General features: G+C 74.5%; 11 protein-coding genes, 1 tRNA gene and 3 pseudogenes. 7 read left to right on the top strand and 8 right to left on the bottom strand.

What is annotated here, in order from left to right; genetic code table 11:
- Positions 1-48: 48 nt before the first annotated feature.
- The gene (locus ABZ693_RS16430) at positions 49-1,317 is read right to left on the bottom strand and encodes an MFS transporter (protein ID WP_359877076.1); all 1,269 of its coding nucleotides are present in this window, start codon (positions 1,315-1,317) and stop codon (positions 49-51) included.
- Between the two features lie 132 nt (positions 1,318-1,449).
- A tRNA-Leu gene (locus tag ABZ693_RS16425) sits at positions 1,450-1,537 on the bottom strand.
- A 195-nt stretch (positions 1,538-1,732) separates the two neighbouring features.
- On the opposite strand from ABZ693_RS16425, the pseudogene ABZ693_RS16420 reads away from it, so the two are divergent.
- Positions 1,733-2,104: pseudogene (locus ABZ693_RS16420) on the top strand (hypothetical protein); the annotation flags it as partial.
- An 84-nt stretch (positions 2,105-2,188) separates the two neighbouring features.
- On the opposite strand, the gene ABZ693_RS16415 reads toward ABZ693_RS16420, so the two are convergent.
- A complete protein-coding gene (locus ABZ693_RS16415; RefSeq protein ID WP_359877204.1) occupies positions 2,189-2,590 on the bottom strand; it encodes a nuclear transport factor 2 family protein in 402 nt (133 codons plus the stop codon).
- Between the two features lie 234 nt (positions 2,591-2,824).
- On the opposite strand from ABZ693_RS16415, the gene ABZ693_RS16410 reads away from it, so the two are divergent.
- From ABZ693_RS16410 to ABZ693_RS16385, 6 genes and pseudogenes are all read left to right on the top strand, one after another.
- The gene (locus ABZ693_RS16410) at positions 2,825-3,574 is read left to right on the top strand and encodes a hypothetical protein (RefSeq protein ID WP_359877073.1); all 750 of its coding nucleotides are present in this window, start codon (positions 2,825-2,827) and stop codon (positions 3,572-3,574) included.
- Positions 3,575-3,607: 33 nt separating this feature from the next.
- Positions 3,608-4,036: an NUDIX hydrolase gene (locus ABZ693_RS16405; RefSeq protein ID WP_359877071.1), complete on the top strand. Its 429-nt coding sequence runs from the start codon at positions 3,608-3,610 to the stop codon at positions 4,034-4,036.
- A 370-nt stretch (positions 4,037-4,406) separates the two neighbouring features.
- On the top strand, positions 4,407-4,775 hold the full coding sequence (locus tag ABZ693_RS16400) for a BlaI/MecI/CopY family transcriptional regulator (RefSeq protein WP_359877069.1): 369 nt from the start codon (positions 4,407-4,409) through the stop codon (positions 4,773-4,775).
- 44 nt (positions 4,776-4,819) lie between these two features.
- Positions 4,820-5,080, top strand: a pseudogene (locus ABZ693_RS16395) (pyridoxal-phosphate dependent enzyme); the annotation flags it as partial.
- A 220-nt stretch (positions 5,081-5,300) separates the two neighbouring features.
- Positions 5,301-6,509 (top strand): AI-2E family transporter, encoded by a 1,209-nt coding sequence (locus ABZ693_RS16390; protein WP_359877067.1) that lies wholly within the window; start codon positions 5,301-5,303, stop codon positions 6,507-6,509.
- 146 nt (positions 6,510-6,655) lie between these two features.
- Complete coding sequence (locus ABZ693_RS16385; protein ID WP_359877065.1) at positions 6,656-7,597, top strand: glycoside hydrolase family 113 protein; 942 nt, start codon at positions 6,656-6,658, stop codon at positions 7,595-7,597.
- An 86-nt stretch (positions 7,598-7,683) separates the two neighbouring features.
- Here ABZ693_RS16385 and ABZ693_RS16380 read toward each other — a convergent pair.
- The 5 genes and pseudogenes from ABZ693_RS16380 to lnt all read right to left on the bottom strand — a co-directional run bounded on the left by ABZ693_RS16380 (position 7,684) and on the right by lnt (position 14,102).
- Positions 7,684-8,891 (bottom strand): annotated as a pseudogene (locus tag ABZ693_RS16380) (CaiB/BaiF CoA transferase family protein).
- 105 nt (positions 8,892-8,996) lie between these two features.
- Complete coding sequence (locus ABZ693_RS16375; protein WP_359877062.1) at positions 8,997-10,886, bottom strand: helix-turn-helix domain-containing protein; 1,890 nt, start codon at positions 10,884-10,886, stop codon at positions 8,997-8,999.
- 138 nt (positions 10,887-11,024) lie between these two features.
- Complete coding sequence (locus ABZ693_RS16370) at positions 11,025-11,858, bottom strand: 3-hydroxybutyrate dehydrogenase (RefSeq protein ID WP_359877059.1); 834 nt, start codon at positions 11,856-11,858, stop codon at positions 11,025-11,027.
- Positions 11,859-11,913: 55 nt separating this feature from the next.
- Positions 11,914-12,396, bottom strand: a complete 483-nt coding sequence (locus ABZ693_RS16365) for an NUDIX hydrolase (RefSeq protein WP_359877056.1) — start codon at positions 12,394-12,396, stop codon at positions 11,914-11,916.
- A 68-nt stretch (positions 12,397-12,464) separates the two neighbouring features.
- Positions 12,465-14,102 (bottom strand): apolipoprotein N-acyltransferase, encoded by a 1,638-nt coding sequence (lnt, locus tag ABZ693_RS16360; RefSeq protein WP_359877054.1) that lies wholly within the window; start codon positions 14,100-14,102, stop codon positions 12,465-12,467.
- Positions 14,103-14,170 lie beyond the last annotated feature (68 nt).

The raw sequence follows: 14,170 nt of genomic DNA, 5'->3' as shown, positions 1-14,170 counted from the left end.
CTGTCGGGGCGGTTCCGCGGGCAGACCGTTCCTCGGGCCGGCCGTCCCTCAGCCGGGAGCCCGCCGTCCGCCCCAGAGCCGCGCCACGAGAGCGGCGGCGGCCAGCACGAGGGTCACCGCGCCCGACACGGCCAGCACCTGACGGGCACCCAGCGCGGCGACGAGCGGACCGCCGAGCGCGGTGCCCACGGGCGCCGCGGTGAGCAGGGCGGCGCTGCGGGCGGCCAGGACCGTGGTCAGCCACGCCGCCGGCGTGCGGTCCTGGAAGAGCGTGTACGAGAGGGCGGGGAACGGCCCGTAGATCGCACCGCCGAGCGCGAAGCAGCCGAGGGTGACGACGACGGGCACGTCCAGGCCGAACGGCAGGAGCATCAACCCCCAGCCGGCGACGACGCCCAGGATGACCGGCCACAGCGGAAGTCTGCGCAGCGCTCCCGCGGTCAGCCCGCCGACGACGGCGCCCGCGCCGAACAGCGTCCAGTACAGCCCGAGCAGACCCGCGTCCGCGTGGAGGTCGTCCGTGACGTGCAGCGGCAGCGCGACCTCCACCGGCCCGTAGAGCAGGTTGAAGAACCACGTCAGGGCGAGGACGCCGAGGAGTTCGGGCTGCCGGCGCAACAGCGAGAACCCGGCGGCCGACCGGCCGGTGTCGACCGGGGCCGCCGACACCGCCGCCTCCTTGGCCGCGGCATCGTGCCCGCCATCGCCCAACCGGCCCGCCTGGAAGGCGAGTACGGCGAACGACAGGGCGTCGATGCCGATGATCCAGGCCGGGCCGATGCCCGTCGCCAGGAATCCGGCGAGCGCGGGACCGACGATCACGGACGCCGATCCGCTGGCGCTGACGAGCGCGTTCGCCGCCAGCCGCCGCTCGGACGGCAGGATGCGCGCGAGCAGTGTGTACTTCCCCGCGCTCCCCCAGGCGTGCAGGACCGACGAACCCGCGAGGAGGACGACGTACAGCACAGGGCTCAGCACCCCCGCGGCCCAGGCCACGGGCACGCCGCCGAGCAGCACCGCGCGCAGCCACCCGTCCAGGGCCAGCAGCCGCCGGGCGGGCAGCCGGCGCAGCCGACGGCCGAGGAGCAACGCCCCGGCGGCACCGGGGAGGGCGTAGGCGGCCACGGCGGCACCGACGACCGGTCCGGACTGCCCGGCGGGCGCGATGAGCACGGCCAGCCACGCCACGGCGACCACACTCATCCCGTCACCGACGTCCGAGGCCACCAGCGCGGGCAGCAGCCGCCGGAACCGGGCGTGGGCGAACAGCGGCCGGTACGTCGGCGGCAGAAGACGGGTGAGAGGGAGCAGCGCCACGCCGGTCAGCGTGGCAGTTCAAGCCCGCTTGAGGTCAAGGGGGTTGGGGCGGAGAAACCCTCCGTCACCATGCCCGGCCGGCCGCCACCGGGAACACGCGAAAGGCCCCTGCTGAAGCAGGGGCCTTTCGGCTGGTGTCCGAGGGGGGACTTGAACCCCCACGCCCGATAAAGGGCACTAGCACCTCAAGCTAGCGCGTCTGCCATTCCGCCACCCGGACGGGGTGTGTGCCGTTCGCTCGGTGTTTCCCTCGCGGCGACAAGAACTAATCTACCAGCAGTTTCGCCCCCTCCCGACCCATCCGCGGGGGCCGGCGGCGGGCCGGGCGTCGGCCGCGCCCGACCGCCCGATCCGTTCGCGCCACCCCCCTCCGGCGGCGTCGACCGGACGGCGGGGCGGCCGCGATACTGCCGAGATGACGTGCTTCGTACGGTTCCAGGCAACGACGCGCAGTCCACGGGGCCACTTCCCCGGGGTGTTCGCCTTGGCCAACGGGCTGGCCCGGGACGGCCGGCTGAGCGCCGCGGAGTACCGCTTCTGGCGGGAGTCCAACGACTGGTACGACGCCGCGTACCCCGATCCGTCGGCCGGCGACCCCGGGGTGTACGACCCCGTCCTGAACCCGGGCGCCGTCGCCTGGTTCAAGGGCACGGCCCGGCATCTGATCAACCGGGTGCCCGGCTATCTCGCGCTCCTGGCCGCGCACGGGGTGCCGTGCGTGCGCGTCGAGTCGGCGGATCCGGGACGGATCGTCTACGAGGACGACGTCCAGGTGGTGGTCGTGCCGTGGGGGCCGGACCGGGAGATCCGACCGGGAGATCCGACCCGGAGATCCGACCCGGAGATCCGACCGGGGCGGCCCCCGACGCCGTCAGCCCTGGGCCGCCGCCTCCGCCTCGCGCGCGATCCGCTCGAACTGGGCGCCCATCGCCTCGGCGAGGGCCTGCGCGGCCGAGAGCGGGCGGACCATGACCGTGAGGTCGTCGATCCTTCCGTCCTCGTCGAAGTGGAGGAAGTCGCAGCCCTGAAGGGTGCGGCCGCCGACGGTCGCGGTGAAGACGAGGGCGTGGTCGCGGCCGCCGGGGTCGGCGATCTCGCGCTCGTACGCGAAGTCCTCGAAGACCCGCATCACGGCGCGCAGGATCGCCGCGGTGATCGCCTTGCCCGGGTACGGCTTGAAGGCGACGGGGCTGGTGAAGACGACGTCGTCGGCGAGGAGCGCCTCGATGGCCGCGAGGTCACGGGCCTCGACGGCCGCGCGGAAGGGGTGCATGTCGAATCCGTCCCAGCCGGTCTCGATCGAGACCTGATAGCCACACACATGTACGAGGAAGAAGCGCGCTCACGCTAGGGGGTGGCCGGACAGGTGTCCAGGGGGAGTCCGGCGGGAGTCCACCCGGGGGCAGACGGGCGTCCGGGAGAGTCGCTGCCGTGTGCCCCGTCACATCGGCGGGCCCGCGCGACGTAGGCTCACAGCGGGCGCGGTCCCTGCGAGAAGGAGGAGCCCATGATGGCCACGGAGGAAGCCGAACAGCGGCTGGACGCGGCCGACGTCCTCAACGCGAAGCGGACCCTGGTCCAGTTGCTCGCCCGGGCCGGGGTCCACTCCGGCGACGCGGAGCACCTGATCGGCCTCGTCGAGGCGGGCTCGCTCGCCGTGGCCCGGGACGAGCTGGGCGGACTCGCGCGCGGCGGCCCCGACGCCGCCGGCACCCCGGAGGCGAAGGACGAGGCGTACGTCTCCGGCTGGCTCGCCGGCGCCGGGGCGGTCACCGGCGGACTGGCGGCCCTCGCCGAACGCGTCCTGCGCGAGACCGTCGGCACCGAACCGTCGGCGGCCGCGCCCGGTCCCCGGTCGCCCGTCACCCGTATGGAGGTCGAGCGGGCGAAGGTGGCCGTCCTGCCGCTCTATCTCTCCTTCACCACCGACTCCGACCTCGACCCCGAGGTGTCGGAGCAGGTCCTCACCGCCGTCCTCGGCACGATGACCGCCCGCCGCAGGGCCGGCTACGCGGGCCGGCTCACCGCGTTCGCGTCGGAACACCGGGCACGGGTGCGGCGGATGTACGCCGAGTACGGACCCGGCAGCGCCATCGCGATCCACGGCCGCTACTCTCTGCTCCACTCCCCCACCAGCATCGCCGTCCTGGAACGGCTCGTCACCGCGCCCGCGCCGCTGCGGGAGGAGTGGGACGCGGCCGAACTGCCGCCCGCCTGGCTGGACGGCCTCGGCACGGCGTGGGACGCCGCGGCCTGACCCCGTACCAAGTCCCCCGAACCCAGGAGAACCATGGACGGCACCCCCACGCCCCGCTCGCGCGTCTCGGCCTACGCGATAGCCGTGGACGACGAACGGCTGCTCCTGACCCGTCTGTCGGACCGGTCCCCCGTCTTCGCGCCGGGCCTGTGGCATCTGCCCGGCGGCGGGGTCGACCACGGCGAGCAGCCCGTCGAGACGCTGGCCCGCGAGCTGCGCGAGGAGACGGGACTCGACCTGGCCGAGGCGCGGCTCCTCGACAGCCGGGCGTACACCTCCGTGCGCGGCGGCACGCACTGGCATCTCGTCGCCCTCTTCTACGCCGTCACCCTCGGCCCCGGCACGCCGCGGGTCACGGAGACGGACGGCTCGACGGAGGCAGCCCACTGGGTGCCGCTGTCGGAGCTGCGCGCGGGCGGCCTCTCGCCCGCCGCGGCGGACGCGCTGCGGCTGCTCGGCTGAGCCGTCGTCACCCGCACCCGAGGCCCCTCCTCCGAGGGGCCTCCCGCGTACGGCAACCGGACCGGGCGGACGCCACCGTACGACGGCCCAGGGGGTCGACCGCCGTACCGGCTCCTCCGGGTCATCGCCCGGTCCGTGCCGCCGGACGCGACTCCCCGTGCCCGAGGGAGCGCGTCACGTGACGATCCTGGCGTCCCGCGCGGGCCGGGTCCAGGGACCACGGCGGCGCGTCCACGCGCTGGCGTGGTCCCGCCACGGGAGGGCCGGGCCGGCGGGCCTCCCGGTCCGCCCCCACGCGGTGACGTGCGCGTCTACTATGACCCCCGCGAAGAGCGAAGGATTTCCGGCACATCGCGGGAGGACACGGGGCATGCGTCGGCTGGGGGATCTCGAAGCGGAGATCATGGACCGCTACTGGCGCTGGAACCGGCCGGCCACGGTGCGCGAGATCGTCGACGACATCAACCGGCACCGGGACGTCGCGTACACCACCGTGACCACCGTGACCACGATCCTCTTCCACAAGGGCTATCTCACCCGGGCGCGGGACGGCCGGGTGTGGGTGTACCGGGCGGCGGCCACCCGCGAGATCTACGCGGCGGCCCTCATGGAGGACGGCCTGGCCGCGAGCGAGGACCGCCCGGCCGCGCTGCTGCGCTTCGTGGAGTGTCTGGACGAACGCGAGCGCGCGGCCCTGCACCAGGCGCTGCGCGTGGTGGCCCCCCGGCCCGCGGACTGACCTCCCCTCACCCCTCGCCCCCGCACACCTCGTCCCACCCACCCACGATCGCCTCCGGCGGCAACGCGGGGCTCGCGTGCGCGTGGGCGGCGCGCGAGCAGGGGGTGCGCGCGACGGTCTTCCTGCCGGAGACCGCGCCGAAGGTGAAGGTGGAGCGGCTGCGCGGGTACGGGACGGACGTCCGGCTCGGCGGGTCAAAGGACGCGGCGGCGCCGGCGGCCTGCGAGGAGTACGCGGCCAGGAGGCGTGCGCCGGCCTCGCACGCGTACGACCATCGGCTCATCGCCGCCGGGGCGGGCACCCTCTCGCTGGGCGCCCGCCGGGCCTCGGCCGCCGCGGTGCACGCGGCCGGCGTGGTGCTCTGCGGCGCCCACACGGATCCGGCCGACCTGGCGAGCTGACCGCCGGCGCCACCGGCCGGCTGAACGACGCCATCCGTACGACCGCCGCGTCTCCGCGCCCCGGTCGGGCGAATGTCGCGGTGGCGGTGTGGCGCGGGCGGGCCGGGGTGGTACCTCGTTGGCCATGCGGTCCACTCCCCCGGCGGTCGCCCCGCTCCTGCGTACGGCAGCCGCGTACGCGTGGCGGGTGCTGGTCGTGGGCGGGCTCGTGTACGGACTGTTCGTCGTGCTCGGGCGCTTCCACGAGATCGGGGTGGCGGTCTTCCTGGGCCTGGTGATCACCGCGCTGCTGCGGCCGGTCGCCGATCTCGCCGCCCGGGTGATGCCGCGGCCGCTCGCGGTGGCGCTCACGCTCGTCGCCAGCATCGCGCTGGTCCTGGGTGTGCTCGCGCTGGTCGGCGAGGCGGTGGCGGGCGAGAGTGCCACGCTGGTACGGGAGTTGCGGACGGGTGTCGCACGGATCGAGGACTGGCTGCAACGGCCGCCGTTCCGGCTGAATCCGCGGGCGCTGGCGGATCTGGAATCCCAGCTCGGGGACTTCCTGACCCGTCACCGCTCGGCGCTGGTGAGCCGGGCGCTGAGCGGGGCGGGGCAGTTGATCCTGGTGCTCACGACCCTCGCGCTCGCGGTGTTCTGCTCGGTGTTCTTCATCCATTCGGGGGACCGTCACTGGGTGTGGTTCCGAGAGCAGTTGCCGGAGTCCGTACGGGGACGGGTGGAGGTCGGGGGGCGGGCGGCCTGGCGGACGTTCACCGGGTACACGCACGGGATCGTGCTGGTGGCGGCGACGAACGCGCTGCTGGTCGGGATCGCGCTGTGGCTGCTGCGGGTGCCGCTCGCGGTACCGCTGGCACTGCTCGAGTTCGTGGCCGCCTTCGTCCCGCTCATCGGCTCGCCGATCGCGCTGGCGATCGCCTCCGTCGTCGCGCTGGCCGCGCGCGGGCCGCTGGTGGCGGCGGTCGTGATCGCGCTGATCGTGGTGATCGGGCAGATCGAGGGGCATCTGCTGCACCCGCTGGTGATGAGCTGGGCGGTCCGGCTGCATCCGCTGGTGGTGGCGATCTCGGTGGTGGCGGGGGCGATCGCGGCGGGCGTGGTGGGGGCGGTGGTGGCCGTGCCGCTGGTGTCGGTGGTGTGGTCGGTCCATACGGCGCTGCGCGCGGACGGGGCCACCGAGCGGGCCCCGGCGGAGGGCGGCGGCAAGGGGCCGGAGGAGGAGGACGGAGGGCCGGCGCGCGACGAGACGCCGTCCGGACACCCGCCTCCCGACAACGAACCGGTCGACAACGGGCCGGTCGACGACGGGCCGCCGGACGACGAGGCGCCGAAGTGACGAGCGGTGGAGCGGCCCAGGTGTGACGTGACCGAGGGCGAAGTGGCCGAGGGCGCACCCTCCCCGACCTGAATTCCTGGACTGTGCCCGGCTGGTCGACAAGACTGCGGGCCGGAGCACGGCGTCCACATCCGGAGGGCAGTGGCATGCGCGCACGGGGCATCAACTACGACACCGGTTTCCTGCCGGGGCGGGACCTCTCCCGCCCGGCCTTCACCCCCGCGACGGTGCGGCGGGACATGGAGGTGATCGCGGGCGAACTGCACTGCGAGGCGGTCCGTGTCTCCGGCCGCGAGCCGGAACGGCTGAGCATCGCCGCCCGCTGCGCGGCGGAGGCCGGTCTCGAAGTGTGGTTCGCGCCGTTCCCCGTCGACGTTCCCGCCGACGATCTGCTGCCGTTCTTCGCCGAGTGCGCGCGCCGGGCCGAGACGGTGCGCCGGAGGGGGGCCGAGGTGGTGTTCGTCGCGGGCTGCGAGATGAGCGCGTTCTGCGGCGGCTTCCTCCCGGGCGACAGCTACGGCGAACGGCTGGCGACGATGGCCGGGGCCGACCTGGAGTGGTGGAACGGCCTCGGGCCGGTGCAGGAACGTCTCAACACCTTCCTCGCACGGGTCGCCACCACGGTGCGCGCCCACTTCGGCGGGCGGATCACCTACGCCGCGGCTCCCTGGGAGTTCGTCGACTGGACGCCGTTCGACCTCGTCGGCGTCGACGCGTACCGCGCCGCCTGCAACGCCGACTCGTTCCGGTCCGGGATCCGGGCGCACTTCGCGCACGGCAAGCCCGTCGCGGTGACCGAGTACGGCACCTGCGCCTACCAGGGCGCGGCCGAGCGCGGCGGCGCCGCCTATCAGGTGCCGGACGGCGCCGTCCGGGACGAGGACGAGCAGGTCCGCTATCTGAACGAGCTGCTCGACGTCTTCGAGGAGGAAGGCGTCGACACCGCGCTCTGGTTCACCTTCGCCGGGTACGGCAGGCCCGGGGAGGCGGATCTCGGCTCCTACGGGGTGGTGCGGGTCCACGACGAGACCCATTGGGAGCCGAAGAAGGTCTTCCACGCCCTGGCGGAACGGCACCGCCGCGACTGACGGTCCGGCGTCCGCCGGTGCGCCCCAGCCCCAGCCCCGGCCCCAGCCCCGCGCCCCGGCCCCTGGCCCCCTGCCCCCGACCCCGGTCAGACGACGCCGTCGGCGCGCAGCGCGTCGATGGCGTCGGGGCCGTGGCCCAGTTCGGCCAGGATGCCGTCGGTGTGTTCGCCGGCCGCAGGGACGGCGTCCATCCGCGGGGTGAGACCCGCGAGGTCGGCGGGCGGCAGGAGCGCGGGGACCAGGGCGCCGCCGGGCAGGGGGACGTCACGCCAGCGGTCGCGGGCGTCGAGGACCGGATGGGCCAGGAATCCGTCCATGTCGTTGACCCCGGCGTTGGCGATGCCGGCCTCGTCGAGCAGCCGGCCGGCCGTGGCGCTGTCGAGGCGGGCGAACCGCTCGGCGACCAGGGCGTCGAGCGCGTCACGGTGGGCGACGCGGTCGGCGCCGGTGGCGAACCGGGGGTCGGTGGCCAGCTCCGGGCACCGCAGGAACCGCTCGCACAGGGCGCCCCACTCGCGCTCGTTCTGGATGGAGAACAGCACTTCCTTGCCGTCGGCGGCGGTGAACGCCCCGTAGGGGGCGATGGTCGCGTGCCGGGTGCCGATCCGCGGGGGCTGCGTGCCGCCGTAGCGGGTGTAGTAGGCGGGCTGGTGCATCCATTCGGCGAGCGCCTCGAAGAGGGAGACCTCGATGGCGCGGGCGACGCCGGTGGTGGCGCGGGTGAACAGGGCGGTGAGGATGCCGCTGTAGAGGTACATGCCGGCGGCGATGTCGGCGACCGACACCCCGGCGCGTGCGGTGCCGTGCTCGTTGCCGGTGAGCGAGACCAGGCCGGTCTGGCACTGGACGAGCAGGTCGTACGCCTTGCGGTCGGCCCACGGCCCGCTGGTGCCGTAGCCGGAGAGCCCGGCGGTGATCAGCCGGGGAAACCGCTCGGCCAGCTCCTCCGGTCCGCAGCCGAGACGGGCGGCGGCGCCGGGGGCCAGGTTCTGCACGAACACGTCGGCACGGCCGAGGAGTTGTTCCAGGACCGCGCGCCCGGCAGCGGTCTTCAGGTCGAGGGTGATCGACTCCTTGGAGCGGTTCACCACACGAAATAGCTGGACTCGCCGTGCACGGTGGTGTCGTAGCGGCGGGCGAAGTCGCCGCCGCCCGGGCGCTCGACCTTGATCACGCGGGCGCCGAGATCGGCGAGCTGGCGGGTGGCGAAGGGGGCGGCCACGGCCTGTTCGAGGCTGACGACGGTGATCCCGGCGAGCGGCAGCGCGTCCGGCGCGGGAGGAGGCGGGGTCATCGGGCGGTCTCCAGGGGCGGTGCGTACGGGCGTGGGAGCGGGCGGACGTGGGATCGGGCGGACGTGGGATCGGGCGGACGGGCGTCCGGGCGCCGGGAATGCGGGTCAGCGTATGACGGCGGACGAGAGGGCGTGCAGCCGGAGGGCCAGCTGTATCTCCAGGGCGCGGGCCGGGGACTGCCAGTCGGTGCCGAGGAGCCGGCCGATCCGCTCGACCCGCTGGGCCACGGTGTTCACATGGACGTGCAGGTCGTCCTTCGTACGGGCCGGACTCATCCCGCTCGCGAAGTAGGCGTCCATGGTGCGGACGAGGTCGGTGCCGCGCCGCCGGTCGTAGGCGACGACCTGGCCGATGGTGCGGTCGACGAAGCCCTCGATGTCCCGGGTGTCGGCGAGGAGCAGGCCGAGGAAGCCCAGGTCCTCGGCGGCGGCTCCCTCTCCGGGGCGGCGCAGCAGGCGCAGCGCGTCGAGACAGCGGCGGGCCTCGGCGTAGGCGGGGGCGACCCGCTCGGGGTGGGCGAGGGGTGCGGTGACGGGCGCGGAGGCTCCGACGGTGACGGGGTCCCGCAGGGCTCCGCCGAGGTGTCTCGCGGTCTGCCGGGCGAGGTCGGCGGCACTCTCGCCGGGGCCGAGCGGCAGCAGCAGGACCGTGCCGCCGTCGCGGGCGGAGGCGAGGCCCTGGCGGGTGGCGGCCAGGTGGGAGGCGGCCGAGCGCAGCCGCCGGCGGTCGGCGCTCTCCCGGTCGGCCGGGTCGGGTGCGCTTCCCGCGCTCTCCCGGTCGACCCGGGCGGCGAGCACGACATGCGGGGCGTCGGTGTCGGTACGCAGCCGGGCCGCGCGCTCGCGCAGCAGCCGCGGGTCGCGGTCGGGGGCGTCGAGGAGGTCGTCGAGAAGTTCGCCGCGGACCCGTTGTTCGGCTTCTCCGGCGGTGCGGCGGGCGAGCAGCAGCAGGGAGGTGACGAGCGCGGCGCGCTCCAGGGTGCGCAGGTCGACGGGGTCGAGGTCGGGCCGTTCGCGCAGGACGAGGGCGCCGAAGGTCTCGCCGCCGGCGGAGACGGCGGCGACCCAGTCGTCGCCGTCTCGGGTGGCGTGGCCGGCGGAGATCCTGGCCGGCTCGACCCGCTCCTCGGTGAACTCGACGTCTCCGCCGAGGACTTCGGAGACGGCCGCGGCCACGTCGGCGACTCCGCCGCCGCGCAGGACGAGTTCGGTGAGCCGGTCGTGGACCTCGGAGGCGCGCTCGATGACGCCGCTGTGCTCGCGGATGATGTCGTTGGCGCGTTCCAGCTCGGCGAGGGCGGAGCGGGTCTCGGCGAGCAAGTTGGCGGTGTCGATGGCGATGGCGGCGTGGGCGGCGAAGGAGCCGAGCAGGGCGACCTGGCCCCGTTCGAAGACGCGGGCGCGCCGGTCGGCGGCGAAGAGCACGCCGATGACCTGGCTGCCGAGGGTGAGCGGTACGCCGAGGATGGCGACCAGGCCCTCGTCGCCGACGGCGGTGTCGATGGTGCGGGTGTGCTGGAAGCGGCCGTCCTGGAAGTAGTCGTCGGTGACGTAGGGGCGGGCGGTCTGGGCGACGAGTCCGCCGAGGCCCTCGCCCATGCCGAGGCGCAGCTGCTGGAACCGGGCGGAGACGGAGCCCTCGGTGACGCGCATGTAGGTGTCGCCGCGGGGCGGGTCGTTGAGGCTGAGGTAGGCGACCTCGGTGCCGAGCAGGGAGCGGGCGCGCTGCACGATGGCGCGCAGCACGTCGTCGAGGTCGCGCAGGCCCGCGAGGTCGTTGGCGGTCTCGAAGAGCGCGGACAGTTCGGCCTCGCGCCGGCGCCGGCCCTCCAGTTCGGCGCGGACCCGCAGCGCGAGCTGCTTGGCCTGTTCCAGCTCGGCCAGTTCCTCGGGTCCCGCGCCGCTCGCACGGGCGAGCAGCGCGGGGCGGTCGTACGCCTCGGTGGCGGCGCCGCGGGTGAGGAGCTCCAGGTAGGAGGCCTGTTCGTGGGTCATGGTCACAGGGATACCTGTCCTCCGGGGGATCGCACCAGCCCTGTGGATGACTCTCGACGGCCGAACGCGGGCCGCGGCGCGACGGCTTCGGCCCGCGTTCGGCCGCGTTCAACCGCGTTCGGCCCCGCGGAGCGGTCGTCAGTGCGCGGTCCAGCCGCCGTCGAGGACGAGGGAGGTACCGGTGACGAACGAGGCCTGGGGGCCGCACAGATAGAGCACGGCGTCGGCCACCTCCTCGGGTTCGATCAGCCGCTTGAGCGCCGAGTCCTTCAGCAGGACCTCGGTCAGGACCCGCTCGGCGGGAATGCCGTGCGCGGCGGCCTGGTCGGCGATCTGCCGTTCGACGAGGGGCGTGCGCACATATCCGGGGTTGACGCAGTTGGAGGTGACCCCGTGCGGGGCGCCTTCGAGGGCCGCGGTCTTCGACAGGCCCTCCAGACCGTGTTTGGCGGCCACATAGGCGGACTTGAACGGCGAGGCGCGCAGCCCGTGGACGGAGGAGATGTTGACGATGCGGCCCCACCCGTGCGCGTACATCCCGGGCAGCGCGCCGCGGATGAGCCGGAACGGGGCCTCCAGCATCACGGTGAGAACGGTGTGGAAGACGTCCGGAGGGAACTCTTCGAGGGGGCGGACGAGCTGGAGTCCGGCGTTGTTGACGAGGATGTCGGTGCCGGCGGCGGCCGCTTCGGCGGCGTCGAGGTCGGTGAGGTCGAGCAGCCGGGGTTCGACGCGGCCGGGCAGGCCCCGGGCCGCCTCGGTCAGCTCGTCGAGTCCGCCGGCGGCCCGGTCGACGGCTCTGACGAGGGCCCCCGCGGCGGCCAGCCGCAGCGCGCAGGCGCGGCCGATGCCGCCGGCCGCGCCCGTGACGAGCGCGGTGCGCCCGGAGAGGTCGAGAGGGACGGACCCGGGGGCGGGCCGGGGCGCGGGGGCCGGGTCCGGTGCGGGTCCTGTGCTGATGGGGGCGCTCATGCCCCGCACCCTATGAAGCGGCCCACCCCCGACCGATGTGTGCCGGACACACAGTTCAGCCCTGGGTCGTGTTGTCGAACCATGTGGGTTCGTCGGCGAGGGCCCGCTCGATCCGGAAGTTCGAGAAGCGCTTCATCTCGGGGAGCGCGTCCAGGGCGAACCAGCCGACCTCGGTCGACTCGTCGTCGTTGACCCGGGCCTCGCCGCCGGTGGCCCGGCAGCGGAAGGAGACGTCCATGAACTGGCACTGGTCGCCGTTGGGGTAGACGACGGGCTTGCGGAGCGTCTGGACGAGGACGATGCGCTCGACCTCGCAGTGCACGCCGGTCTCCTCGTACACCTCGCGTACGGCGCAGGCGGCGGGCTGCTCGCCGGGCTCGACGATGCCGCCGACCACCGCCCACATCCCGTTGTCCGCGCGGCGGCCGAGGAGGACGCGTCCCTGGCCGTCGAAGACGACGGCGGAGACGCCCGGCAGGAACAGCAGCTGGTGGCCGGCGGAGGCCCGGATGTCGCGGATGAAGTCAGGGGTGCCCATGCCCCGACCCTAGATCACGTCCGCGCGCGCCCGGCCCGGGCCCCGGCCCGGCACCCGACGGGACCGCCTCAGGCGGTGCGGCTCCGCCGGGCCCGTACCGCCCGGACCGCCGACCAGCCGAGCCCGGCCGCCGCGAGGGCGACGAGCAGTGCCTCCGGCAGGGTGCCGAGGCGGGTCGCCGGGGTCTGCGAGGACCGCAGCGGCACCTTCTCGACGAGCACGTCCGGGGTGAAGAGCTCGGACCGGGCGACGATCTCCCCGTCGGGCCGGATGATCGCGCTGACGCCGCTGGTGACCGGCACGACCACGCTGCGGCTGTGCTCGACGGCCCGGACCCGGGACATGGCGAGCTGCTGGTAGGTCATCTCGCTGCGGCCGAAGGTGGCGTTGTTGCTGGGGACGGTGATCAGCTGCGCGCCGTGCGTGACGGTGTCCCGTACCGCCCAGTCGAAGGCCGCCTCGTAGCAGGTGGCGAGGCCGACCTTGGTGCCGGCGAGGTCGAAGACGCCGACCTTGTCGCCGGGGCCGAAGTCGCGGCTGACCCGGTCGACGTCCTTGTTGAAGAGGCGGACGAAGGGCCGCATCGGGATGTACTCGCCGAAGGGCTGCACATGCCGCTTGTCGTACTCGGCGACCGGGCCGCGGTTCGGCTCCCACTGGATGAGGGTGTTGCGCAGCTTGCCGGTGGGCGGGCTGATGACGGCGCCGACGACGGTGGGCGCGTTCACCTCGCGTACGGCGTCGCTGATCGCCTGGTACGCGTCGGCGTTGGCGTACGGGTCGATGTCGGAGGAGTTCTCCGGCCACAGCACGAAGTCGGGCTGCGGCTCGCGGCCGGCCTTCACGGCGTCGGCCAGTTCCTCGGTGCGCTTGACGTGGTTGTCGAGGACCTGGCGGCGCTGGGCGTTGAAGTCGAGGCCGAGGCGGGGCACGTTGCCCTGGATGGCGGCGACGGTGGCGGTGCCGTCCTCGGCGGCGTCGGACACCAGGGGCCGGGCGGCGAGGGCGCCGGTGACGGGGACGAGGACGGCGAGCGCGGCGGCGAGCAGCGGCCCGCGGGCGGGAGCGGGGGCCGGGGCGGCGTCCTCGGAGCGGGCGGCGGCGCGCCGGGCCAGGACCTGGCACACCAGCTCGTACAGGCCGAAGCCGCACAGGGCGACGGCGAAGCCGAGCACCGGGGTGCCGCCGACTGCCGCGAGCGGCAGGAAGATCCCGTCCGCCTGCCCGAAGGCGATCTTGCCCCAGGGGAAGCCGCCGAAGGGCACGCGCGCGCGTGCGGCCTCGCCGGCGATCCACAGGCCGGCGGCGAACACCGGCCATCCGGGCAGCCGCGAGACGGCGGCGATGCCGAGTCCGGCCGCGCCCATGAACAGAGCCTCGACACCGGTCAGCGCCACCCACGGCAGCCAGCCGACCACCGCGTCGGTCCAGATGAGCAGCGGCATGAGGAAGCCGAGCCCGGCCAGGTAGCCGAGTCCGAAGCCCGCCCGGAGCCGCCGGCCCCGGAGGGTCCAGCCCAGCAGGGCGAACGCGGGGACGGCCAGCCACCACAGGGGCCGGGGCGGGAAGCTGAGGAAGAGCAGCACCCCGGACAGGACGGCCGCGGCGGGGCGGACGAGCCGCCTCGGCAGGCCGCGGCCCCCTGTGGGGGTGGCGGTCGGGGCGGGGGACTCGGGCACGTCGGCCGGGGCGATCGTGGTGCTCACCCGCCGGAGTCTACGGCGCCCGGCGTATCGGCCGGATGAGGAAGAGAGCACGGCCGGGGGCGGGATGG

It is taken from the genome of Streptomyces laurentii, from assembly GCF_040635425.1.
Classification (GTDB): Bacteria; Actinomycetota; Actinomycetes; order Streptomycetales; family Streptomycetaceae; genus Streptomyces; species Streptomyces laurentii.
Note: the sequence above shows the minus strand (reverse complement) of the source record. Positions and strands in the feature narration are given on the sequence as shown.

Excerpts from the sequence above, each read along its gene's own strand:
- ABZ693_RS16415 (WP_359877204.1), bottom strand. The coding sequence starts at position 2,590 with ATGCACCCCTTCCGCGCGGCCGTCGAGGCCCGTGACCTCGCGGCCATC.
- ABZ693_RS16410 (WP_359877073.1), top strand. The coding sequence starts at position 2,825 with ATGATGGCCACGGAGGAAGCCGAACAGCGGCTGGACGCGGCCGACGTC.
- ABZ693_RS16405 (WP_359877071.1), top strand. The coding sequence starts at position 3,608 with ATGGACGGCACCCCCACGCCCCGCTCGCGCGTCTCGGCCTACGCGATA.
- ABZ693_RS16400 (WP_359877069.1), top strand. The coding sequence starts at position 4,407 with ATGCGTCGGCTGGGGGATCTCGAAGCGGAGATCATGGACCGCTACTGG.
- ABZ693_RS16390 (WP_359877067.1), top strand. The coding sequence starts at position 5,301 with ATGCGGTCCACTCCCCCGGCGGTCGCCCCGCTCCTGCGTACGGCAGCC.
- ABZ693_RS16385 (WP_359877065.1), top strand. The coding sequence starts at position 6,656 with ATGCGCGCACGGGGCATCAACTACGACACCGGTTTCCTGCCGGGGCGG.
- ABZ693_RS16375 (WP_359877062.1), bottom strand. The coding sequence starts at position 10,886 with ATGACCCACGAACAGGCCTCCTACCTGGAGCTCCTCACCCGCGGCGCC.
- ABZ693_RS16370 (WP_359877059.1), bottom strand. The coding sequence starts at position 11,858 with ATGAGCGCCCCCATCAGCACAGGACCCGCACCGGACCCGGCCCCCGCG.
- ABZ693_RS16365 (WP_359877056.1), bottom strand. The coding sequence starts at position 12,396 with ATGGGCACCCCTGACTTCATCCGCGACATCCGGGCCTCCGCCGGCCAC.